Source organism: Streptomyces sp. URMC 124 (genome assembly GCF_051386455.1).
Lineage (GTDB): Bacteria > Actinomycetota > Actinomycetes > Streptomycetales > Streptomycetaceae > Streptomyces.
Genome location: NZ_JBPQTS010000092.1, coordinates 1 through 20,880 on the forward strand (window position 1 = coordinate 1; position 20,880 = coordinate 20,880).

The 20,880-nt window shown below is 71.5% G+C and carries 21 protein-coding genes; 14 read left to right on the plus strand and 7 right to left on the minus strand.

Going from position 1 to position 20,880, the window contains the following annotated elements; translation table 11 throughout:
* The first annotated feature begins 260 nt into the window (after positions 1-260).
* The 6 genes from ACSNOG_RS19750 to ACSNOG_RS19775 all read left to right on the plus strand — a co-directional run bounded on the left by ACSNOG_RS19750 (position 261) and on the right by ACSNOG_RS19775 (position 4,755).
* Positions 261-413: a hypothetical protein gene (locus ACSNOG_RS19750; RefSeq protein ID WP_436754013.1), complete on the plus strand. Its 153-nt coding sequence runs from the start codon at positions 261-263 to the stop codon at positions 411-413.
* Positions 414-469: 56 nt separating this feature from the next.
* Positions 470-1,099 (plus strand): pilus assembly protein TadG-related protein, encoded by a 630-nt coding sequence (locus ACSNOG_RS19755; RefSeq protein WP_436753989.1) that lies wholly within the window; start codon positions 470-472, stop codon positions 1,097-1,099.
* 101 nt (positions 1,100-1,200) lie between these two features.
* Positions 1,201-1,779, plus strand: coding sequence for a hypothetical protein (locus ACSNOG_RS19760; protein WP_436753990.1), 579 nt, complete (start codon positions 1,201-1,203; stop codon positions 1,777-1,779).
* 70 nt (positions 1,780-1,849) lie between these two features.
* Complete coding sequence (locus tag ACSNOG_RS19765; RefSeq protein ID WP_436753991.1) at positions 1,850-2,425, plus strand: OmpA family protein; 576 nt, start codon at positions 1,850-1,852, stop codon at positions 2,423-2,425.
* A gap of 71 nt (positions 2,426-2,496) precedes the next feature.
* The gene (locus ACSNOG_RS19770; protein WP_436753992.1) at positions 2,497-3,405 is read left to right on the plus strand and encodes a hypothetical protein; all 909 of its coding nucleotides are present in this window, start codon (positions 2,497-2,499) and stop codon (positions 3,403-3,405) included.
* A gap of 120 nt (positions 3,406-3,525) precedes the next feature.
* Positions 3,526-4,755, plus strand: a complete 1,230-nt coding sequence (locus ACSNOG_RS19775; protein ID WP_436753993.1) for a hypothetical protein — start codon at positions 3,526-3,528, stop codon at positions 4,753-4,755.
* Here ACSNOG_RS19775 and ACSNOG_RS19780 read toward each other — a convergent pair.
* Complete coding sequence (locus tag ACSNOG_RS19780; protein WP_436753994.1) at positions 4,748-5,152, minus strand: DUF192 domain-containing protein; 405 nt, start codon at positions 5,150-5,152, stop codon at positions 4,748-4,750. The two genes, ACSNOG_RS19775 and ACSNOG_RS19780, sit on opposite strands and share 8 nt — an antisense overlap.
* Before the next feature lie 59 nt (positions 5,153-5,211).
* On the opposite strand from ACSNOG_RS19780, the gene ACSNOG_RS19785 reads away from it, so the two are divergent.
* The 3 genes from ACSNOG_RS19785 (at position 5,212) to ACSNOG_RS19795 (ending at position 7,961) form a co-directional block, all read left to right on the plus strand.
* Entirely contained in the window at positions 5,212-5,937 is a 726-nt protein-coding gene (locus ACSNOG_RS19785; protein ID WP_436753995.1) for a prepilin peptidase, read from the plus strand.
* Between the two features lie 48 nt (positions 5,938-5,985).
* A complete protein-coding gene (locus ACSNOG_RS19790) occupies positions 5,986-6,567 on the plus strand; it encodes a TetR/AcrR family transcriptional regulator (protein ID WP_436753996.1) in 582 nt (193 codons plus the stop codon).
* 146 nt (positions 6,568-6,713) lie between these two features.
* Complete coding sequence (locus ACSNOG_RS19795; protein WP_436753997.1) at positions 6,714-7,961, plus strand: MFS transporter; 1,248 nt, start codon at positions 6,714-6,716, stop codon at positions 7,959-7,961.
* A gap of 328 nt (positions 7,962-8,289) precedes the next feature.
* Here the strand turns inward: ACSNOG_RS19795 and mgrA are convergent, their stop codons facing one another.
* On the minus strand, positions 8,290-9,342 hold the full coding sequence (mgrA, locus tag ACSNOG_RS19800) for an L-glyceraldehyde 3-phosphate reductase (RefSeq protein WP_436753998.1): 1,053 nt from the start codon (positions 9,340-9,342) through the stop codon (positions 8,290-8,292).
* 104 nt (positions 9,343-9,446) lie between these two features.
* Between mgrA and ACSNOG_RS19805 the strand changes: the two genes are divergently transcribed.
* From ACSNOG_RS19805 to ACSNOG_RS19820, 4 genes are all read left to right on the plus strand, one after another.
* Complete coding sequence (locus tag ACSNOG_RS19805) at positions 9,447-10,208, plus strand: isoprenyl transferase (protein ID WP_436753999.1); 762 nt, start codon at positions 9,447-9,449, stop codon at positions 10,206-10,208.
* A gap of 367 nt (positions 10,209-10,575) precedes the next feature.
* A complete protein-coding gene (locus ACSNOG_RS19810; protein WP_436754000.1) occupies positions 10,576-11,898 on the plus strand; it encodes a PhoH family protein in 1,323 nt (440 codons plus the stop codon).
* A gap of 384 nt (positions 11,899-12,282) precedes the next feature.
* A complete protein-coding gene (locus ACSNOG_RS19815) occupies positions 12,283-13,023 on the plus strand; it encodes a transglycosylase SLT domain-containing protein (RefSeq protein WP_436754011.1) in 741 nt (246 codons plus the stop codon).
* Between the two features lie 148 nt (positions 13,024-13,171).
* The gene (locus tag ACSNOG_RS19820) at positions 13,172-14,599 is read left to right on the plus strand and encodes an AI-2E family transporter (protein WP_436754001.1); all 1,428 of its coding nucleotides are present in this window, start codon (positions 13,172-13,174) and stop codon (positions 14,597-14,599) included.
* Positions 14,600-14,672: 73 nt separating this feature from the next.
* On the opposite strand, the gene ACSNOG_RS19825 is transcribed toward ACSNOG_RS19820, so the two are convergent.
* Together ACSNOG_RS19825 and ACSNOG_RS19830 are read right to left on the minus strand one after the other, a co-directional pair.
* Positions 14,673-15,212, minus strand: a complete 540-nt coding sequence (locus tag ACSNOG_RS19825; protein ID WP_436754002.1) for an alkyl hydroperoxide reductase — start codon at positions 15,210-15,212, stop codon at positions 14,673-14,675.
* 11 nt (positions 15,213-15,223) lie between these two features.
* Positions 15,224-15,778, minus strand: coding sequence for a peroxiredoxin (locus ACSNOG_RS19830; protein WP_030367520.1), 555 nt, complete (start codon positions 15,776-15,778; stop codon positions 15,224-15,226).
* 137 nt (positions 15,779-15,915) lie between these two features.
* Here ACSNOG_RS19830 and ACSNOG_RS19835 point away from each other — a divergent pair, with 137 nt between their 5' ends.
* Positions 15,916-16,920 carry a LysR substrate-binding domain-containing protein gene (locus ACSNOG_RS19835; RefSeq protein WP_436754003.1) on the plus strand — a complete coding sequence of 335 codons (1,005 nt, stop codon included), beginning with the start codon at positions 15,916-15,918 and terminating at the stop codon, positions 16,918-16,920.
* A 70-nt stretch (positions 16,921-16,990) separates the two neighbouring features.
* Here the strand turns inward: ACSNOG_RS19835 and ACSNOG_RS19840 are convergent, their stop codons facing one another.
* Genes ACSNOG_RS19840 through ACSNOG_RS19850 form a run of 3 tightly spaced genes read right to left on the minus strand, consistent with a single transcriptional unit; the run spans position 16,991 to position 20,627 of the window.
* On the minus strand, positions 16,991-19,420 hold the full coding sequence (locus tag ACSNOG_RS19840) for an FtsX-like permease family protein (protein WP_436754004.1): 2,430 nt from the start codon (positions 19,418-19,420) through the stop codon (positions 16,991-16,993).
* Positions 19,417-20,106, minus strand: a complete 690-nt coding sequence (locus tag ACSNOG_RS19845; RefSeq protein WP_436754005.1) for an ABC transporter ATP-binding protein — start codon at positions 20,104-20,106, stop codon at positions 19,417-19,419. Before ACSNOG_RS19845 ends, ACSNOG_RS19840 begins: the two co-directional genes overlap by 4 nt.
* A complete protein-coding gene (locus ACSNOG_RS19850; RefSeq protein WP_436754006.1) occupies positions 20,106-20,627 on the minus strand; it encodes a PadR family transcriptional regulator in 522 nt (173 codons plus the stop codon). The genes ACSNOG_RS19845 and ACSNOG_RS19850 overlap by 1 nt, the downstream gene beginning before the upstream one ends.
* Positions 20,628-20,880 lie beyond the last annotated feature (253 nt).

Here is a 20,880-nt window from a genome sequence, read left to right on the forward strand (position 1 = left end):
GGGGGGGGGGCCCCGGCCGAGGCGGATGAGGTGCCCGAGGCGAGAGTCTCGCCAACTCCCTTTAACAGGGGGTGAATGGTGCCGGAGGCACTGTTCCGCCACCGCTGATCCGGCGTACTTTTCTTGTGCTCGACCGCCCGGACGGACGGGGCCCGCTGCCGATGGAGGGGAACGTGATGGGGAAGCGCTTCGTGGGGAAGAGCCGCCTCTTGGCAAGGATCCGCTTCCTGGGGAACGACCGCCTCCTGGGAAGGGGCCGCTTGCCGGGAAACGACAGGGGCCAGACCGCGATCGAGTACCTCGGGATCATTGCCGTGGTCGTGGCCATCGTCCTCGTGCTGACCAGGACGGACTTCGGGAGCGCGATCGCCAGCGCCATCTCCGACAAGATCAGCGAAGTCACCAGCGGCTGACCTGCGCGCCGGTCGGCGGTGACCGGGGGCAGGCCTTCCCGATCTACATCACCGCCGTGGCGGCCCTCTTCTTCCTGGCCCTGGCGTTCTTCGCGGTCGGCCGCGCGGGAGCCACGAAGAACGGTGCCCAGACCGCGGCGGACGCGGCGGCACTCGCCGCGGCGCAGGCCTACCGGGACCAGCTCCACGCCGGCCTGCTGACGGCCGCGGACGTGGGCGGGCCCTGGCGTGACTGGCTGGCCGGCCGCTTGGGCGACCCGGCCGCGGCCTGCAGTGCCGCCACCCCCTACGCCGAGGCCAATGGCGCTGATGTGCAAGGGCGATGCATCGCCTCAGCGGTGGCACTGCCCGCGTCCTTCGCGGTCACGGTCAGGTCCGCATCGGCGGTCGGCAAGTCGGTCGTGCCCGGCACTGAGGACCAGCACGCGACCGCGACGGCTCGGGCGGTCGTCGAGCCGCGGTGCGTCGGGAAGCCGCCCGCGGAGCAGCCTTCGGCCAGCCCGTCCTCCGGTCCCTCAGGCAGCCCGGGACCGTCCGGGAGCCCCGGCCCCGGAAGTCAGGCGGAACAGAAGCCAGCCGTCGAGATCGTCTGTGACGGCAAGGCCGTACGGATCGAACCCGGACGGCCCGGGCCCCTGCTGAGAGCCGCCACCCTCTTTTCCGTGCGCTTGGCGGACGGCGGATGAGGTGGCGTGCGCAGGACGACGCCGTCCGGGCCGCTCGCCCCGGCAGCCGCCCTCCCGGCGTCTGCAGCGCAAGCCCGCCCGACGAACGGAGGAACGCGAGCATGAGAACGCCGCACATGAACAGGGCCCGTGGGCGCGCGACGGCGGCCGCGCTCGCCGCCTTCACGGCCCTGGCTGTGGCGGGCTGCGGTGGCGACGGTGGTAGCAAGGAAACGGACGCCCGTGCCTCCGAGAAGCCCGCTGGACGGCAGGGCGAGGCCAAGAACCGGCCCCAGGATCAGCCGTCCGGGGCGATCGGCGAGATGAAGGGCCCGGACGGCATCGTCATCGCGCTCACCTCGGCCGTACGGGACGAGGGCGGGTTCGTGACGGTCAACGGCACGCTCACCAATCACGGCTCCAGACCGTTCAACGCGATCCACTGGCTGTCGAAGGAGACGGAGATGAAGTCCCGTTCCTCCGTCTCCGGGGCCTCACTCGTCGATCAGGCGAGCAAGAAGCGCTATCTGGTGCTTCGCGACACCGACGGGGAATGCCTGTGCAGCACGGGTCTGACCAACGTCAAGCCCAACGAGAGCCGCCCGGTCTTCGCCCAGTTCCCCGCGCCTCCGGACGATGTCACCGAAGTCGACTTCCAGCTGCCCACCATGCCGTCCGCCCGCATCAAGATCTCGGGGTGAGTGCGCCGTGCCGACGCTCAGGATCCGTTGCGGCACTGCATTCGCCGCCCCCCTGATCGCACTTCTCGCCGTGACGGTCACGCCTGCCGCCCTGCCCGCGGCCGCCCGGGGCGGCTCCGGTTCCGCCGGTCCCGGGGGACCGGCGAACACCACCCCGCCCGTGAAGATCGACGGCGCCGATCGCGACTTGAAGCTGCGCTCCGGCGCGAAGCTCGCCCCGGGGCGCGTCCTCGACATCAAGTCCGTGGTCGAGACGGACGGTGGCGACGAGCGCCGCGAGGACACCAACGTCGACGTCACCTTCGCCCTTCAGGCCGAGGTCCTCTTCGACAAGGACAGCGCAAGGCTGAGCCAAGAGGTGGGCAAGCGCATCAGCGCGATCGCGGCGGAGGCGAAGAAGCAGAAGGCGGGGACCCTGCGCGTCTTCGGCTTCACCGACAACCTCGGCTCCACCGCGCACGGCCTGGCCCTGTCGAAGGAACGCGCCGATGCGGTCCAGCAGCAGCTCGCCCGGGAGATAGGCTCGCCCTCGGTCGCGTATCAGATCCGGGGTTACGGCGAGCAGTTCCCGATCGCGGACAACTCCACGGAGGAGGGCCGCAGGAAGAACCGTCGGGTGGAAGTCAGCTTCCCCCGGAGGGGATAGGGGCGCTCGCGGAACCGGACCCGTTTTCCACAGGGGTCGCCGTACGGGCGCGGATGCGCTGTGCTGGGTGGATGAAGGCAGATCACCCACGCCTGCGTGAGCTGGCCGCAGTGCAGGGCGGGGTCGTCCTGACGTCCCAGGCCGTGGCCGCCGGGCTGTCCCCCGGCGGGGCCGCCCGCTCGTTGCGCCGCGCCGGCTGGTCGCGGTTGCACGCCGGTGCGTGGGCCGAGCCTGGCCGGGAAGCGGATCTGCGCCTGCGGTTGCGGGCGCTCCAAGTGCACCACCCCGAGCTCGTTGCGAGCCACAGTTCGGCCGCAGCGGCGCACGGGATCGTGCTGATGCGACCGTGCAGGCCGGAGCTCACTTCGCTCGAAGGGCGCAGACGCAGGTCGGGCATCGTCTTTCACCGTGCCCCGCTGGCGGAGAGCGAGGTCACCGTGGTCGCGGACGTCCGGGTCACCACGGCCGTGCGGACGCTGTCCGACCTGCTGCGGGCCCTGCCGCCCGATGAGGCCGTCATCGCCGCCGATTCGGCGCTCGCCCACGGCCTGGCCCGCCGGGAGGATGTGGCGCTGGCGCTGGAGGAAGCGTCGCGCCGCCCGGGCATCAAGTCGGCGCGGCGGGCCTTGGCGCTCACCGACCCGGCCAGTGGCTCCCCGGCCGAGACCAAGGCGCGTCTGGAGATGGGACGGGCAGGGCTGCACCCGGAGTCGCAGGCCGAGGTCACGACGGCTCGCGGACGCACCGTGCGGCTGGACTTCCTCTTCCGCGCGGAGGGACTCGGCATCGAGATCGAAGGCTTCGCCTGGCACGGCACAAGGGCCGCTCACCAGAACGACACCATGCGCTTCAACGAACTCGCCGGATGCCCTGAGGTGGGCCGCATCCTCCGCTTCACCCGTGACGACGTCTTCTACCGTCCGCGGTTGATGGTCCGCACCGTCCGGAGTGCCTTGGAAGACTTCCGCGGGCGGTGCTGAACCCTCGCGAACTCCTCGGACTGCACGGCAGGATGGGGCACGCGGGTGCCGGGGGAGTGGTGAGGGAGGCGTGGAATGAGGGGCCGCGGAAGGGCCAGGGGCGGGGTCGTCGGAGTGACCGTGCTGGGGTTACTGATGGCGGTGGCAGGGCAGGCGGGAGCAGCCGAAGAGACCGGAGCCGCGGCGGCGTACACGATGGCGCCGGGGGCACAGGCGGTGGAGGGTGCCCCCACCAAGGACGGCGGACCGGTGCTGAGGCCGGGCCCGCAGTCGTACAAGGACTCCGTCCGGCCCGGAGAGCGCAAGTACTACACGGTCGAGCTGGACGGCGCGTCCAGTGCGTACGTCTCCGCTGTGGCCGCCCCGCGCCCCGGCAGCACCATGGGCCCCAGGGACGGCATCGACGTCGCACTCGAGGCCTCGGACGGGACGCCGTGCGGGGCCGGCCGGCACCGGACGTTCCTCTCGGTCGGCGGCGCCTACCCCATCGCCGACCATGCGGAAAGGGTGGTGCGGGCGGGCAGTGCCTGCGCGGCCGCGGGGACGTACCGCTTCGTACTGGAACGGGGAGACGCGAGGAGCGGCGACGACGCGGCGGTTCCGGTGGAACTGCAGTATGCGACGGCTCAGCCGGTTGCCGACGGGCCGGGTGGCGGGGGCGGCTTGTCGGCCTCCGGCGGCACATGGGCCTCACAGGCGCCCGCGCTGCCTGACGGGCCGGGCAAGAAGGTCACCGGAGGGTTCGGTTTTCACGATGCGGCAGAGGTGGCTGCCGGTTCTTGGGAGGATGAACTCCGGCCCGGGGAGACGCACTTCTACCGGGTGTCGGTCGAGGCGGGCCGGCAACTCTTCGCCCGCGGCCGGTTCGGAGCCGCCCGGAACGGTGGCGCTGCCACCCCGTACGTGGCCGGCGGAGTGCGTCTCGGGCTGAACAACTCCTCCCGCGGCTATGTGATGAACAGGACGGCCGGGTATCAGGGCAGGCCTGCGACCGTTTCCCTCGCCACGCCCCCGGCGGCGTACGGCGGCGGTGTGGCGATCGGCGACGCCGTTCGGGGCATGCGGTTTCCCGGGTGGTACTACCTCCAGGTGAGTGTGAGTCCGAAGGCCGGCGCCGGAGCGTCCGTGGCGGTGCCTGTCACGCTCGACATCGGCGTGGCTGCCGCCCGGCCGGCCGAACTGGCCCCGAAGCCGGTCGCCGGTGGCACCGCGACCCCCTTGGACGGAGGGCCGGACGGGAGGCTGCGCTTCGTCGGTTACGCGGGCGTGGGAACGGGCTCGGCTCTGCTGGCAGGGCTCGCCGGGTGGACGCTGACGGCCCGCCGCCGGGCCCGCCGTCCCTTCACGTAAGCGGGCGCGGTCGGCCCTGGGGACCGGGTTCCCCGGGTGCCGCAGCGGCGTCCCGGATCTCCACCTGGACGCCCGGGCGAAGCCCCCAGCCGCTCAGGGCACCCGCCTCGGCCTCCAGGATGTGACGGGCGCGCAGGCGCGGTGCCCCGAGCCGGCCCGGCTGCATGGTGCACATCGTCAGGACCCTCAGGTCCCGGTCCAGGTGGGCCACGTCGATGGAGAAGCGCATCCGGAAGGTGTGCACGCTCGTGGCGGGTGTGAGGAGCAGGGCGCCTTCGATGGCGTCGCGGCCCAGGAGCCCCCGGGTGCGGGCCCGGTAGGACGTGGCGATCTCCAAAGGGACCGGTGGCCGGCCGGGGATGTGTAGTCGTGCCGTGCCGTCCTGTCTGCGGAGCATGCTCCGGACCTTATCCACAGGCTCCGGCAGGGGCGCGGGGATCTCCGTATTCTCTGGGTATGGAGGCGTTGTTGATCTTGTCGGCGGCCGTCTACGGGGCCGTGGGCGGTCTGCTGGTGCCACGGGTCCGGTATCGGCTGAGTGTCGAGCCGGAAGAGCCCTGGCAGTCGACGGGTCCGTGCGGGCACGCGATAGGGGGGTGGCTGGGCCGCGCCCGGTGCGGCGTGTGCGGCGAGGGGTACGGGCCGGGGGCGCTGTGGCTCTCGGTGGCGACGGCCGTGGTGTGCGGGGTGCTGGCCGCCGTGACCGGACTCCGGCCCGAACTCGCGGTGTGGCTGCTGGTCGCCCCGGTCGCCGTCGCGCTGGCAGCGGTCGACCGCTCCGTGCGGCGGCTCCCGGATGTGCTCACGCTGCCCCTCGCTGCGGGAACGGCTCTCCTGCTCGGCGCCGCCGCCCTCATACCCGGGGCGGCCGGATCGTGGACGGGGGCGCTGCTGGGCGGACTGGTGCTCGGCGGTGGGTACTTCACGCTGTTCCTGATCCACCCGGCGGGAATGGGCTTCGGCGATGTGAAGCTGGCGGTGGGGCTGGGCTGTGCGCTCGGCTGGTACGGCTGGCAGGTGCTGTTCCTGGGAGCCTTCGCGGGTCTGCTGCTCGGTTCTCTCTACGGAGTGGCACTGCTCGTGACCCGCCGCGCGGGGCGCGGCACGGCGCTGGCTTTCGGTCCCTTCATGATCGCCGGTGCGTGGCTGGGGGTGCTGAGCGGAGGAGCGGGCGTGAGCTGAGGGGGCAAGCTATTGGAATGGGTGGTCCAAAACTGTTACGGTCCTGTCATGGCCCGACCGAGGAAGTTCGACGAGGAGCGGGCGGTCGACGCCGCGCTGGAGGCGTTCTGGACCGCCGGGTACGAGGCGACCTCGACCCAGGATCTGTGCGAAGCCACCGGTCTGGGCCGGAGCAGCATCTACAACACCTTCAAGAGCAAGCACGACCTCTTCCGGCGCGCCCTGCTCCGCTATATGGAGCGCAAGAACGGGAGCATCGACGCGGTGCTGGAGAGCCCGATGCCCGCGCGGGAGAAGGTGCGGGCGCTCCTCGGCGTCATCGTCGAGGAAGAGGTGCTCCACGCGGAGGACCGCCGCGGCTGTCTGGTCGTCAACACCTGTATCGAGCTGGGGTCCAGGGATCCCGAAGTGGCCGGTGTGCTGCGGCGTGACTACCGGGTCCGGTTCGAGGCGCTCAAGGCCGCCCTGGAGTCCGGGCAGCGCGACGGTGACATCGATCCGGGCAAGGACGCCGGCGCCCTCGCGCACTTCGTGATCGCGGCCATCGGGGGCATGCGCGTCTCCGCCCGGGCCGGCGTCGGGCGGCAGGCGCTCGAAGGGATCCTGCGCACCACGGTCGACGCCCTCTGACGGGGGCTGCCGGGTTTCCTTCGCCCGCCCTCGTCCTTTCCTTTCCTTTCCTTCCTTGCACCCTTCCTCTCCCCGTCTCCTTTCTCTTCGTCTTTGCATGCCTTGATTTTGTACTGCACAATCCAAAACTCTAGGAGCACTCACCCATGCCCCGCGCCGTCTATCTCCTCGCCCTCGGCATCTTCGCCATGGTGACCAGCGAATTCGTCGTCGCCGGACTGATGCCCCAGATGGCCGAAGGGCTCGGGGCCACCGTCCCCGAGATCGGCTATCTCATCACCGCCTTCGCGGTCGCGATGGCCGCCGGCGGCCCCTTCCTGACCGTGGCCGTCATGCGGTTGCGGCCGAAGACCGCCCTGATGACCCTCTTCGCCGTCTTCCTCGCGGGCAACGTGCTGGCCGCCACCGCGACCTCGTACGGCGCCATGATGGCGGCGCGGATCGTCACCGGCATCGCCTCGCAGGCCTTCTTCAGCGTCTCCCTGTCGATGTGCGCCCAGCTGACGCGCCCGGAGGTGCGCGGGCGGGCCGTGGCCGTCGCCCTGAACGGGCTCATGCTCGGCACGCTGCTGGGGCTGCCGCTGTCCACGGTGGTCGGGGAGCACTTCGGCTGGCGCGCCGCCTTCTGGGCCATCTCCGCCCTCGCCGTGCTCGCCGCCGTCTGCACGGCCGTCGGCGTGCCCGCCGCGGACCGGGCGGAGGAGGCCGGGGGCGCGGGCGGTCAGGCGGCGGTCTTCAAGCGCCGCGAACTCTGGATCGCGCTCTCCACCAGCACCTTCGTCATCGGCGCGACCTTCTCGGCCTTCAGCTACTTCAACCCGATCCTCACCGAGGTCACCGGCTTCTCCACCGGCACGGTCCCGGTCCTGCTCATCGCCTACGGCGCCGCCACCGTCCTCGGCAACTACGTCGTCGGGCGCCTCGCCGACCGGCACACCGTCCGCGTCCTGCTGTGGGGCCTGGTCCTCAACGCGTTCTTCCTCGCCGGTTTCGCCCTGACGGCCGGCGTGCCGGCCCCGGCGGTCGTCTTCATGATGGGCGTCGGTCTCGTCGGCGTCACCATGAACCCGGCGATGGTCACCCGCGTCCAGCGCGCCGGCAACGCCGGCCCGCTGGTCAACTCCATCCACTCCTCGTTCATCACCCTTGGGATCATCATCGGCTCGTCGGTCGGCGGGCTGGCCATCGACGCCTACGGCCTGCGCTCCCCGCTGTGGCTCGGCGCGGCGATGGCCGTCGCCGGGGTCCTCACCCTCGTCCCCGACCTCACGCGCGGCCCCACGCGCGACCTCACCCGGCGATCCGCCCACGCGACCCCCGGACCGGCCGACCATGCGACCCCCGGCCCGGCCGCCGACGCGCCCGAGCCCGTCGTGGCGTCAAGTCGGCCGTGAATTTTCCGGACGTTATCGAAGTGTTCCCAAGCGCCGATCGGAGCTGTCCGCCAAATGGCTGGTTCTACGCTGTAGGCCCAGTGCTGACAGGCCCCCGGGGCCTCCGAACGCTCCGGTCGCGCCGGGTTGTTCAAGATCGAAAAGGTCACCCAGTGTCAGCATTCCGCGCGCCGTCACCCCCCTAGGTGCAACGAGCACGGCCTCAGACCGGTTAAGGTGGAAACCCCCCCTCGGGCCGGTCCGTATCCCCCCCACGGACCGGCCCGTTTTCTTTCCCCCCGGTCACCCACGGTGACGAATCGTGTCTGCCGGGCCGGTCCGTCCGGGGTCAGCCGCGGCGGGCCCAGATGTTGACGCCCTCGGTGCTTACCGCGAGGGAATCGATCTCCACCAGTTCGTCATCGGTCAGCTTCGGTGCCCCCAGCGCGGCCACATTGGCCTCCAGCTGGCGGACGCTCGACGCACCGATCAGCGCCGAGGTCATCCGCGGATCGCGCAGCACCCAGCTGAGCGCCAGCTGGGCGAGCGACTGCCCGCGCCGCTCCGCGATCGCGTTCAGGCCGCGCAGCCGGCCCACCACGTCATCGGTCAGCAGCCCCGGGTCCAGCGACTTGCCCTGCGAGGCGCGCGAGCCCTCCGGGACGCCGTGCAGGTACTTGTCGGTGAGCAGGCCCTGCGCGAGCGGCGCGAAGGCGATGCAGCCCATGCCCTGCGCCTCCAGGGTGTCGAGCAGGCCGTCGTCCTCCGTCCACCGGTTGATCATCGAGTAGGACGGCTGGTGGATCAGGGCCGGAACGCCCATCGCGCGCAGCAGCCGGGCCGCCTCGGCGGTCTGCTCCGCGCTGTACGAGGACACGCCCGCGTACAGCGCCTTGCCCTGCTGCACGGCGGACGCGAGCGCGCCCATCGTCTCCTCCAGCGGGGTTTCCGGGTCGAACCGGTGCGAATAGAAGATGTCGACGTAGTCGACACCCATCCGGCGCAGCGACGCGTCCAGCGAGGACAACAGGTATTTCCGCGAGCCCCACTCGCCGTACGGACCGGGGTGCATCAGATACCCGGCCTTCGTGGAGATCAGGATCTCGTCGCGGTACGGGCGGAAGTCCTGTGCGAAGATCTTGCCGAAGTTCAGCTCGGCGGAGCCGGGCGGCGGGCCGTAGTTGTTGGCCAGGTCGAAGTGCGTGACGCCGAGGTCGAAGGCGCGGCGCAGAATGGCGCGCTGCGACTCCAGGGTGCGGTCGTCACCGAAGTTGTGCCACAGTCCGAGGGAGATGGCGGGCAGCTTCAGGCCGCTGCGGCCCGTTCGCCGGTACTCCATCGCGTCGTAGCGGGAATCGGCCGCACGATAGTGAGCGGAATGTGTGGAATCGGTCATGTGCATCTGACTATCACGGTCTTGTGACGGACCGAGTTGGGTTCCCGTGACACGCGGGCAGTAATGTGGCGCCCTCGGGGCGACCGCCGTGGCTTGGAGGGGCTGGAAACGTGAAGTTGCGCGACCTGGTGTACAGGCTCTACGCACGCCGGGTGGAAGGCCGCCTCGACCATGCGCAGGTGCCCAAGCACATCGGCGTCATCCTCGACGGCAACCGCCGCTGGGCGCGGGCCGACGGCCGCACGACCGAGCAGGGTCACCAGGCGGGCGCCGACAAGATCTCCGAGCTGCTCGGCTGGTGCGCCGAGACGGACGTCGAGGTCGTCACCCTCTGGATGCTCTCCACCGACAACCTCGACCGCCCGGCCGTGGAGCTCAACCCGCTGCTCGGCATCATCGAGAACACGGTGCGCGGGCTCGCCGCGGACGGCCGCTGGCGCGTGCACCACGTCGGCACGATGGACCTGCTGCCCGCGCGGACGCAGTCGGTGCTGAAGGAGGCCGAGCAGGACACGCTCGACACCGGCGGAATACTGGTCAACGTGGCCGTCGGCTACGGCGGCCGGCAGGAGATCGCGGACGCGGTGCGCTCGCTGCTCCTCGAAGCGGCCGAAAACGGCACGTCCTACGAGGAACTGGCCGAGCAGGTGGACGTGGACCACATCACCAAGCACCTCTACACGCGCGGCCAGCCCGATCCTGACCTCATCATCCGGACCAGTGGTGAACAGCGGCTGTCCGGCTTCATGCTCTGGCAGAGCGCGCACTCGGAGTATTACTTCTGCGAAGTCTTCTGGCCGGCTTTCCGGAAGGTCGACTTCCTGCGCGCATTGCGGGATTACGCCGCGCGGCACCGCAGGTACGGCTCCTGACCTTTGACGTCGTACGGCTCCTGAGGTCGTACCGCAGTACGTTCCGTCGCCACGGGTACGGATCCTGACGGACCGGTGGCTCACCACGTCACCGCATATGCCGTTGCATGGTCAAGCGGTCCAGCGGGAATATCCCCTGCAGGCCGACGGTCTGTCCTAAGACCGTCGCTCTGCCAGCGGGCGGCATGGGGCCGCCCGCCCGGGAGGCCCTTTGCACACGGACGACGACCGTGCGGACCGAGCGGCCCTGTCAGGTCGCGCGGCCGCCCGCGGAGGGCCGCAGCCGGGCCCTCGAAGGGCTCCGATCCCGGCCCATTCCCCGGCGACGCCGTCGCGCCCCGACCTCCCCGAGGGGGTTCGTCCACCCGTGGTGACCAGCAAGAAGCGCCGTGAGAACGACCGGCGCACCTACGTCCTCGACACCAGCGTCCTGCTGGCCGACCCAGGCGCCGTGTCCCGCTTCGAGGAGCACGAGGTCGTGCTGCCCGTGGTGGTGGTCACGGAGTTGGAGGCCAAGAGGCACCACCCCGAGCTCGGTTACTTCGCGCGGCAGGCACTGCGTCTGCTGGACGCGTACCGGGTGCAATTCGGCCGACTGGATTCCCCGATTCCGATCGGTGATCTGGGCGGGTCGCTCAGGGTCGAGCTCAACCACTCGGATACGGGCATACTGCCCGCCGGCTTCCGCCTCGGTGACAACGATTCGCGCATCCTCGCGGTCGCCCGCAACCTCCAGGCCGAGGGGTACGACGTCACGGTCGTCTCCAAGGACCTGCCGCTGCGGATCAAGGCGTCGGCCGTCGGCCTGCTCGCCGAGGAGTACCGCGCGGAGCTCGCGATCACCGACTCCGGCTGGACCGGCATGGCGGAGCTCACCGTCACCGCCGAGCAGGTGGACGAGCTCTTCGCCGCCGAGGTCGCGAGCATCCCGGAGGCCGCGGAACTGCCCGTGCACACCGGCCTGGTGCTGCAGTCCGAGCGGGGCAAGGCGCTCGGCCGGGTCGCGGCCGACGGCTCGGTGCGGCTGGTGCGCGGCGACCGCGAGGCGTTCGGCATCCACGGCCGCAGCGCCGAGCAGCGCGTCGCGCTCGACCTGCTGCTCGACCCCGAGGTGGGGATCGTGTCGATGGGCGGCCGGGCCGGCACGGGCAAGTCCGCGCTGGCGCTGTGCGCGGGGCTGGAGGCCGTCCTGGAGCGGCGGCAGCACCGCAAGGTGATGGTCTTCCGGCCGCTGTACGCGGTCGGCGGGCAGGAGTTGGGGTATCTGCCGGGCAGCGAGGCGGAGAAGATGAGCCCCTGGGCCCAGGCCGTCTTCGACACCCTCTCGGCGGTGACGAGTTCCGAGGTGATCGAGGAGGTCGTCGGGCGCGGCATGCTGGAGGTGCTGCCGCTCACCCACATCCGCGGCCGGTCGCTGCACGACGCCTTCGTGATCGTGGACGAGGCCCAGTCCCTGGAGAGGAACGTGCTGCTGACGGTCCTCTCGCGCATCGGCGCCAATTCGCGCGTCGTGCTCACGCACGACGTGGCGCAGCGCGACAACCTCCGCGTGGGGCGGTACGACGGCGTGGTCGCCGTCGTCGAGAAGCTGAAGGGGCATCCGCTCTTCTCGCACATCACGCTCACGCGTTCGGAGCGTTCGCCGATCGCGGCGCTGGTGACCGAATTGCTGGAGGACGGCCGGATCTGACACGACCCGGCCCGATATCCAAGGCCGTTGGCCGTTGGCGCGCGGCAAAGCCAAGGAGCTTAGCCGCGCGCCGCTGCTGTGCGTCGGGCTTTCCGGAAAAGCCACAGGCATAAACGAGGTGTGACCTTTCCCACGTAACCCGGAATTGCCTCGGGGCAACCGGGTCGGGCAGAGTCTGGGTCCTGTCAGGCCCCGCATACGGCACTTGGGCCCCCACGGGGGCAGTGCAGAGCAGCTCCAGAACTGAACAGCGTCGCCGTATGCCGCCCGAGCGTCACGCGGACCTCCTTCGCGGGAGGCCCCACGGGCCCGCGCCTTCTGTGACCGATGACGGAGGCCAGCGCCAGGGGCACGATCGCGCTCGCGAGGTCACCCATGCGGGCGATGCTGGAAGGAAAACGTGTGAGCCGGATTTCGGTCCGGGGATTCGCCGTGGCATCCGCCACCGCGGTCACCACCGTCGGCGCCGTCGTAGGTGTCGCTGCAGGCCATGACCAGGGTACGAACGACCGGGTCGAGGCGACCGCAGCGGACCAGACGCTCCTCGCGGACATCCCCGCTGGACAGAACGTCCGGGCACAGGCCGCTTCCCTGACCCAGCAGGCGGACACGCAGTCCGAGGCCGCCGAGAGCGCAGCCAAGAAGGACGCCGAGGAGGCCGCGCGCAAGCAGGCCGCCGAGGACGCCACCGCGAAGAAGGAAGCCGCGGACGAGGCCGCCAAGAAGAAGGAGGCCGAGGAGAAGGCCAAGGAGCGCGAGAAGGAGGAGAAGGAGCAGGTCAGCAGCCGCTCCGCGACGCGCGACGCGTCGTCCTTCCCCACCAAGAGCTCCTACTCCGTCGCCGAGGTCAAGGCGATGGCCCGCTCCATGGTCCCCGGCGACCAGTTCCAGTGCTTCAGCAACATCGTGAACAACGAGAGCACCTGGGACTACACCGCGGAGAACCCCTCCTCCGGCGCGTACGGCCTCGTGCAGTCGCTCCCCGGTTCCAAGATGTCCTCCGCCGGTGCCGACTGGCGGACCAACCCCGCCACCCAGATCAAGTGGGGCCTCGGCTATATGAACGAGCGCTACGGCAGCCCCTGCGGTGCCTGGTCGTTCTGGCAGGCCAACCAGTGGTACTAGGGCGCACCGGCCGCGCCTAGCGCCGGTCACTTCCCCGCCCTCGCAAGCCCCCGGTCTCACCAGGCCGGGGGCTCGGCTGTCTTCCCGCGTCACCCGTCAGGGGTAACGTTCACCCTGGCCACGGGGGAGTGGGGGTAGAGGAAGAGAAATGTCCAGATTGCCACGATGGGTCGGCGGTGCGGGAGCGGGTCTGACCCGTCTCGCCCGGCGGCTCGAGGAGCGCACGGCAGAGGTGGAGGGCGCGGCACCGGCCGCCGACACCACCGGTGCCGACGGCGCGCCCGAGCCCGGCCGCGCCGCCGACCCTGCACACGCCTCCTTGCCGATACGTTCCGGCGCCGCGGACGACTCCGCCCGGTCCGGTGCCGGGCCTGCGGTCCCGGCGCCCGCGCCCGCCGCGGGCGACCCCGAACACGTACCGCCGCCGCCCGGGTACGCACCCGCGGTCCCGGCGCGCCCCGACCCCGTGGCCGTCGTGCCCTGGGGCGTGCGGGTCGCGGCCGAGGTCGCCTGGCGGCTGCTGATCCTGGCGGGCACCCTCTGGGTGCTGATGCGCGTGATCAGCTCGGTCCGCCTGGTGGTGCTGTCCTTCGTCGCCGGCCTGCTGATCACCGCGCTGCTGCAGCCCACCGTCGCCTGGCTCAAGCGCCGTGGCGTGCCTCGGGGGCTCGCCACGGCCATGACCTTCATCTCCGGCTTCGTCGTCATGGGCCTGGTCGGCTGGTTCGTGGTCTGGCAGGTGACGGACAACCTCGACGACCTGTCCGGACAGGTGCAGCAGGGCATCAAGGACCTGAAGCACTGGCTGCTCACCAGCCCGTTCCACGTCACCGAGAACCAGATCAACAACATCGCCGACAACCTCAGCACGGCCATCGGCGCCAACACCAAGGACATCACCACCGCCGGCATCGAGGGCGTCCAGGTGATCCTGGAGGTGCTGACCGGCATCCTGCTGGCGATGTTCAGCACGCTCTTCCTGCTCTACGACGGGCCGCGGATCTGGGAGTGGCTGCTGAAGCTGTTCCCGGCGGCGGCGCGCGAGGGCGTGGCGGGCGCGGGTCCGCGCGCGTGGGCGACGCTGACCGCCTATGTGCGGGGCACGGTGATAGTGGCCCTGATCGATGCGATCTTCATCGGCATAGGGCTGTTCTTCCTCAAGGTGCCGCTGGCGGTGCCGCTGGCCGTCTTCATCTTCCTGTTCGCCTTCATCCCGCTGGTCGGCGCCGTGGTCTCCGGCGCGCTCGCGGTGGTCGTGGCGCTGGTGACGAAGGACGTCTTCACGGCCCTGATGGTGCTGACCGTGGTGCTCGCGGTGCAGCAGATCGAGGGTCATGTGCTGCAGCCGTTCATCCTCGGCCGCGCCGTGCGCGTCCACCCGCTCGCGGTGGTCCTCTCGGTGGCCGCGGGCTCCCTGGTCGCCGGCATCGGCGGCGCGGTGGTCGCGGTGCCGCTGGCCGCGGTGACCAATACGGTCGTCGGCTATCTGCGCGCCTACGCCAAGGACAAGGCCCTGGCCGCGGCGCCACCGGACGGGCCTGCCGCGCAAGCCTCCTCCGAGGCCTCCCGCAGCTGAGGCGGATCAGGACATGCGTGTGGGCCCCGGCCGTAACGGCCGGGGCCCACACGCATCTGAGGAGGAGAGCAGATCAGGCGTTGTCCGCCAGGACCTTCTCGGCGTCCAGGGTGGCGCCGACGGCCTGGAGGACGGCGGCGATCTTGAACGCTTCCTGGATCGTCTCGCGCGAGACGCCCGCCTTGCGGAGGACCTGCTCGTGCGAGTCGAGGCACATGCCGCAGCCGTTGATGGCCGAGACGGCCAGCGACCACAGCTCGAAGTCGACCTTCTCCACGCCCGGGTTGCCGATGACGTTCATCCGCAGGCCCGCGCGCAGGTTGCCGTACTCCGGGTCCGACAGCAGGTGCCGGGTGCGGTAGTAGACGTTGTTCATCGCCATGATGGCGGCGGCGGCCTTGGCGGCCGTGTACGCCTCCGGCGACAGGTTCGCCTTGGCCTCCGGCTCCAGCTCGCGCAGCACGATCGGCGAGCGGGTCGCGATCGCGCAGGAGAGCACGGTGCCCCACAGCTGCTGCTGCGGGAGGTCGGAGTTGCCGATGACCGAGCCGAGGTTCAGCTTCAGGTCCTTGGCGTAGTCCGGTATGGCGGACTTCAGCTCATCGAGCGCCATGGGTGATCAGCTCACTCGCCCGCGAGGAGCTTGACCGCGTCGAGGGTCTCCTCGCCCTTGGACCAGTTGCAGGGGCACAGCTCGTCCGTCTGCAGGGCGTCGAGGACCCGCAGGACCTCCTTGGGGTTACGGCCGACGGAGCCGGCGGTCACCATGACGAACTGGATCTCGTTGTTCGGGTCCACGATGAAGACGGCGCGCTGGGCGTAGCCGTCCTCGCCCTCGACGCCGCAGGCCTGCATCAGCTCGTGCTTGGCGTCGGCCAGCATCGGGAAGGGCAGGTCGCGCAGGTCCTTGTGGTCCTTGCGCCAGGCGTGGTGCACGAACTCGGAGTCGCCGGAGACGCCGAGGATCTGGGCGTCACGGTCGGCGAACTCGTCGTTCAGCTGGCCGAACGCGGCGATCTCGGTCGGGCAGACGAAGGTGAAGTCCTTGGGCCAGAAGAAGACGACCTTCCACTTGCCCTCGTGGGTCTTGTTGTCGATCTGCGCGAAAGCCTTGTCCGCGTCGAGGTCCACACAAGCGGTCAGGTCGAACTCGGGGAACTTGTCACCGACAGTGAGCACGCGCTCTCCTTGCAGCGAACGGAAGCTCCCGTGACAGGAGTTTCCTACGGGGTTGGACATGAGCAACCCTGCCACAGGAGCCATTGATAACGGAAATAGCTAGACTGGGAGATGTTGATCGGAGGTGCTTATCAGTCATGTCGTCTGCACCGCAGCACGCACCACAGCCGCCGGCCGCGCCGGCCGTGTCGTCCATAGCCCCGGGGGCCCGCCCCCGCCAGCCCAGCCTCGCCCAGCTGCGGGCCTTCGTCGCCGTCGCGGAGCACCTGCACTTCCGTGACGCCGCGACCGCCCTCGGGATGAGCCAGCCCGCGCTCTCGGGCGCCGTCTCCGCGCTGGAGGACGTCCTCGACGTCCAGCTTCTCGAGCGTACGACGAGAAAGGTGCTGCTCAGTCCCGCGGGGGAGCGCCTCGCCGCCCGGGCCCGCACGGTCCTCGACGACGTCGCCGCGCTGATGGAGGAGGCCGACGCCGCCCGCGCGCCCTTCACCGGCGTCCTGCGCCTCGGGGTGATCCCGACCGTCGCGCCCTACCTCCTGCCCACGGTCCTGCGCCTGGTCCACGCCTCCTACCCCGACCTGGACCTGCAGGTCCACGAGGAGCAGACGTCCTCGCTGCTCGACGGGCTCACCCAGGGGCGGCTCGACCTGCTGCTGCTCGCCGTGCCGCTCGGCGCGCCCGGCGTCAGCGAAATCCCCCTCTTCGACGAGGACTTCGTCCTGGTCACCCCCCGCGACCACTGGCTGGCCGGGCGCGGCGACATCCCGCGGGAGGCCCTGCGCGAGCTGGACCTGCTCCTCCTCGACGAGGGCCACTGCCTGCGCGACCAGGCGCTCGACATCTGCCGCGAGGCCGGCCGGACGACCGGAGCGGCGATGACCACCAGCGCGGCCGGTCTGTCCACGCTCGTCCAGCTGGTCGGCGGCGGAATGGGCGTCACCCTGCTGCCGCGCACGGCGCTCCGCGTGGAGGCCGAACGGAACGAACAGCTCTCCACCGGGACGTTCGCCGATCCGGTGCCGTCGCGGAGGATCGCTCTGGCGATGCGGTCCGGGGCCGCGCGGCAGGGGGAGTTCGAGCAGTTCGCGGTGGCGTTGCGCAAGGAGCTGCGGAAGCTTCCGGTGCGGATCGCCACCGCGTGAGGCGGCAACGCCCGCGCGGGCCGGACCGGTGGAGCCCCACCGGTCCGGCCCGCGGCCCTGCTTGGCGGCCCTACTCCGTCCGCAGGCCCTCCGGGCGGGTGGCGCGCCACAGGGCCGGCAGGGTCAGCAGCGTGACGGCGGCGATCAGCGCCGCGCCCGCACCGGCCAGCGGCGCGAAGGCGAACCAGTCCCGCACGTCCTCGTGGACCAGCGCCAGCAGCATCCGGCCCAGCCCGATGCCGCTCGCGGTCGCGAGGACCATGCCCAAGGCGACGGGGACCGCCGTCTGCCACAGGACGGAACGGGCCAGCGTCGCGCGGTCCGTCCCGCAGGCCACCAGCGTCGACAACGCCCGCCGGTGCTCGCGCAGCTGCTCCACGGTCGTCACGAGCAGGCTCAGCCCGATGAGGACGAGGAGACCGACCCCGCCGGCCCTCAGAGCGTCGTCCACGGCGCCGAGGCCGTCGTGCTTGACGACGCCGCCGCGCCGCCACACCCGCATGCCCGGGTCGATCCCGGCGGCGGTGTTGCGGAACCGCTCGACGGCGTCGTCGCGGTCGCCGGGGTCGACCGAGGCCAGGACGGTGGTCCGGGCGTCGGGGATCGCCCGGGCGTCGATCGCGGACGGCGTGGCGAGGATGCCGTACGCGGGCTCGCCGGCCGGGGCGGGCCGGGTCGCCACGACGCGCGCGGACCGGGGAACGCTCCAGCGGTAGGCGGGCACGCCGGCCTCCTTCGCCGCCTCGAAGCCGCCCATCTCCAGCGCGGTGCCCGGAGCGAAGCGGTGGGCCGTCTCCACGTCACCGTCCTTCTCCTGGGCGACGAACACGTCGCCGTCACGGCAGGACTCCAGCTCCGCCAGGCGGCTCAGGGTGGTGCAGTCGGCCACGTGCACGGTGGTGACGCCGCCCTTCTCGGTGACGGCGTGGGCGTACTGCTCGACGAAGACCACGGCGTCCCGGACGCCGGGCGTCGCCCGGAACTTCGCGGAGTACGCGCGCAGTTCCTCCGGGGTGCCCGCCCGGTACGAAGCCTGCAGCTGGGAGTGGCCGGCCACCGTGTCGGTCCGCGGCCGCCCCTCGCTGCGCATGCCGGAGACCATCATCTGGACCGCGATCACCCCTGCCACCGCCACGGCGATGGCGCTGACCGCCCGCGCGGCCGGGCCGCTGTCCGCCTGCAGCCGCCGGGTCGCCAGCTGCCAGGACAGCGGACCGCCCCGCAGCCGTGCCACACACGCCTCGACCAGCCACGGCAGGAGGACGGCGACGCCGACGAGCAGCAGCGCGGCGCCCGCGGCCGCGGGAACCAGCTCCTCGGGGCCCACGAAGGCGCCGCCGAAGGGGCTCCCGGTGATCTTCAGCGCGCCGGGCGCGAGGAGCGCGAGGCCCGCGGCCGGCAGCAGCAGCCGCCACCACAGGCGCCGGCGCCGGGCCGTACCGCCGCGGACGACGCCCAGCGGCTCGATCGCGACCCTGCGCAGCGTCAGCAAGGTCACCAGGACCGCCAGCGCCGGGACGACGACGGCGATCAGCGCGATCGCCGGAGGGCCCGGGACGACGTCCGACGGGAAGACGGTGACCTCGCGGATCATGACGTGCCGGGCGAGACCGCGCAGGAGGAAGAAGAAGCCGGCTCCGGCGACCAGGCCGAGCAGTGCCCCGCACAGGGCCTCGCCGGCCACGATCCGCCGGGCCGTCCTGCTGTCGGCGCCGACCAGGCGCAGGGCCGCGAGCCGGCGGTCGCGCCGCTCGCCGCCGAAGCGGACGGCCGTGCCGATGAGCACGGCGAACGGCAGCAGCAGGACGACGCCCGCCACGGTGGCGAGGATGACCACGGCCGGTTCCGCGGGGGCGTGCTCCGCGTCGTGGCCGAAGCGGTCGACGCGGACGACGCCCTCCCCGGGCGCGAGCCGGTCGCTGCCCACGTAATAGGCGAGCTCGCTGGGGCCGATGAGGCCGGAGTCGCCGATGGTGCCCACGGTCCGGTACGGGAAGCGCCCGCGGAGCGCGGCGCCTTCGCCGGAGTCCAGGAGGCGGCCGAGGGCGGGGGAGACGACCATCTCGCCGGGCCCGGGGAACGCCGCTACGCCGGGCGGAGGCGGGGCGTCCGGGCCCTCGGCGCGCAGGACGGCGCCGAAGATCCGCCAGTCGTGGAAATCGGTCTCCGCCGACCGGTAGAGCAGCGTGCCGCTGCCCTTCGCGGGCCCGTCCCCCGAGGGCCGCTCGTACTCCGCCGGCGCGCTCACGGAGCGGGCCGACTCGCGGTCCTGACGCCCGCTCAGCAGCTGCGGTACGGACGCGGCGACGGCCAGCACGGCCACGCCGAGGCCGACGGCCAGCGCCGTGAGGACGGCGCGCACCAGGCCCTCGCGCCCGCCGGTGACCACGAAGCGCGCGCCCATGCCCAGGTCGCGGAGCCAGGCGGCGGCGCCGGTGGGCCCGGTGGGCCGGTCGGCGGGGCCGCGGCCGGGGCGCGGGGTGGTGTGCTCCTCGCTCACAGGCCCACCCCCGCCATGTCGCGCGCCCTGCCGTCGCGCACGATGACCTCGCGGTCGGAGTACGCGGCGACACGGGCCTCGTGGGTGACCAGGACGACGGCGGCCCGGGTCTCGCGGGCGGCCTCGGTCAGCAGCTCCATCACGCGCTCGCCGTTGAGGGAGTCCAGGGCGCCGGTCGGCTCGTCCGCGAAGACCACGCGCGGGGTCGTGATCAGCGCCCGGGCGACGGCCACGCGCTGGCCCTGGCCGCCGGAGACCTCGCCGGGGCGCTTGCCGCGCGCGTCCGCGACCTCCAGGCGCTCCATCCACCGCAGGGCCCGCTGCTCGGCCTCCTTGCGCCGCACGCCGCTCAGCCGCAGCGGCAGCGCGACGTTCTCCACGCACGTCAGCTCGGGGACCAGCTGCCCGAACTGGAAGACGAAGCCGAACTCGCTGCGGCGCAGGGCGCTGCGCTCGGTGTCGGAGAGCTGCGAGAGCTCCCGCGCGCCGTAGCGGACGGTGCCCGCGTCCGGGCGGATGATTCCGGCCAGGCAGTGCAGCAAAGTCGACTTTCCGGAGCCCGAGGGGCCCATGACCGCGACGACCTCGCCGGGGTGGACGGAGAAGTCCGCGCCGTCCAGCGCGGTTGTCGGGCCGTACGCCTTGCGCAGTCCGGTCGCCGCGAGGAGGGAGCCCGCCGGCGTCATCAGCGCACCGCCGTGGCGAGCTGATCGAGCCGGGCAGCGGTCATTTCCAGCCAGCGCAGGTCGGCCTCCAGGTGGAAGAGGGCGTGGTCGCAGATCAGCTGGTCGGCCAGATCGCCGCCGGTCTTGCGCCGGGTGAGCTCGCGCATCAGCCGCAGGTGCTCGGTGCGCTGGGCGTCCAGCAGGTCGGCGGCGTCCCGGCCGGTCAGCAGGGCCACGACGACCTTGGTGTAGAGGACGGACTGCAGGTAGGGCTCGGGCTTCTCGGGCTCGGCGAGCCAGCGCGCCACGTCCGTGACGCCGGCATCGGTGATCGCGTAGCGCTTGCGCTCGGGGCCGTCGCCTTGCTCGACCCCGTCGACCTCCACCAGGCCGTTCTTCAGCAGCCGGGACATGGTCGCGTAGACCTGGCCGTAGTGCAGCGGGCGGTCGTGGCCGAAGCGGGCGTCGAAGGCGCGCTTGAGGTCGTAGCCGTGGCGCGGGCCGGACTCCAGCAGTGCGAGCAGGGTGTGTCCGATTGACATGGCGTGACTGTACATCGTGTGTATACATGCAGCGTATAGGTGGCTGAAAATCGCCTACGACTGGCCGGTGAGTGGCCACGACAGCTATCGCCCGTCGGCCCCGACGGCCCGTCGTACGCCCGCCGTTCGGCCTGCGGAGTCGGATCCCCAATCGGAGCCCTGTACGGTTTCCCGCACTGAGCCGCGCCCGGTTCCCGCCAGCCGGGGTGCTGTATGTCACGTGCCCCAAAGCCTTGATCAATGGGCGTTTGGT

Bases quoted from the DNA above. Each gene is read 5' to 3' on its own strand.
- ACSNOG_RS19850 (WP_436754006.1), bottom strand. From the start codon at position 20,627: ATGTCAATCGGACACACCCTGCTCGCACTGCTGGAGTCCGGCCCGCGC.
- ACSNOG_RS19790 (WP_436753996.1), top strand. From the start codon at position 5,986: ATGGCCCGACCGAGGAAGTTCGACGAGGAGCGGGCGGTCGACGCCGCG.
- ACSNOG_RS19825 (WP_436754002.1), bottom strand. From the start codon at position 15,212: ATGGCGCTCGATGAGCTGAAGTCCGCCATACCGGACTACGCCAAGGAC.
- ACSNOG_RS19795 (WP_436753997.1), top strand. From the start codon at position 6,714: ATGCCCCGCGCCGTCTATCTCCTCGCCCTCGGCATCTTCGCCATGGTG.
- mgrA (WP_436753998.1), bottom strand. From the start codon at position 9,342: ATGCACATGACCGATTCCACACATTCCGCTCACTATCGTGCGGCCGAT.
- ACSNOG_RS19780 (WP_436753994.1), bottom strand. From the start codon at position 5,152: ATGCTCCGCAGACAGGACGGCACGGCACGACTACACATCCCCGGCCGG.
- ACSNOG_RS19820 (WP_436754001.1), top strand. From the start codon at position 13,172: ATGTCCAGATTGCCACGATGGGTCGGCGGTGCGGGAGCGGGTCTGACC.
- ACSNOG_RS19760 (WP_436753990.1), top strand. From the start codon at position 1,201: ATGAGAACGCCGCACATGAACAGGGCCCGTGGGCGCGCGACGGCGGCC.
- ACSNOG_RS19815 (WP_436754011.1), top strand. From the start codon at position 12,283: ATGCTGGAAGGAAAACGTGTGAGCCGGATTTCGGTCCGGGGATTCGCC.
- ACSNOG_RS19845 (WP_436754005.1), bottom strand. From the start codon at position 20,106: ATGACGCCGGCGGGCTCCCTCCTCGCGGCGACCGGACTGCGCAAGGCG.
- ACSNOG_RS19835 (WP_436754003.1), top strand. From the start codon at position 15,916: ATGTCGTCTGCACCGCAGCACGCACCACAGCCGCCGGCCGCGCCGGCC.
- ACSNOG_RS19770 (WP_436753992.1), top strand. From the start codon at position 2,497: ATGAAGGCAGATCACCCACGCCTGCGTGAGCTGGCCGCAGTGCAGGGC.
- ACSNOG_RS19785 (WP_436753995.1), top strand. From the start codon at position 5,212: ATGGAGGCGTTGTTGATCTTGTCGGCGGCCGTCTACGGGGCCGTGGGC.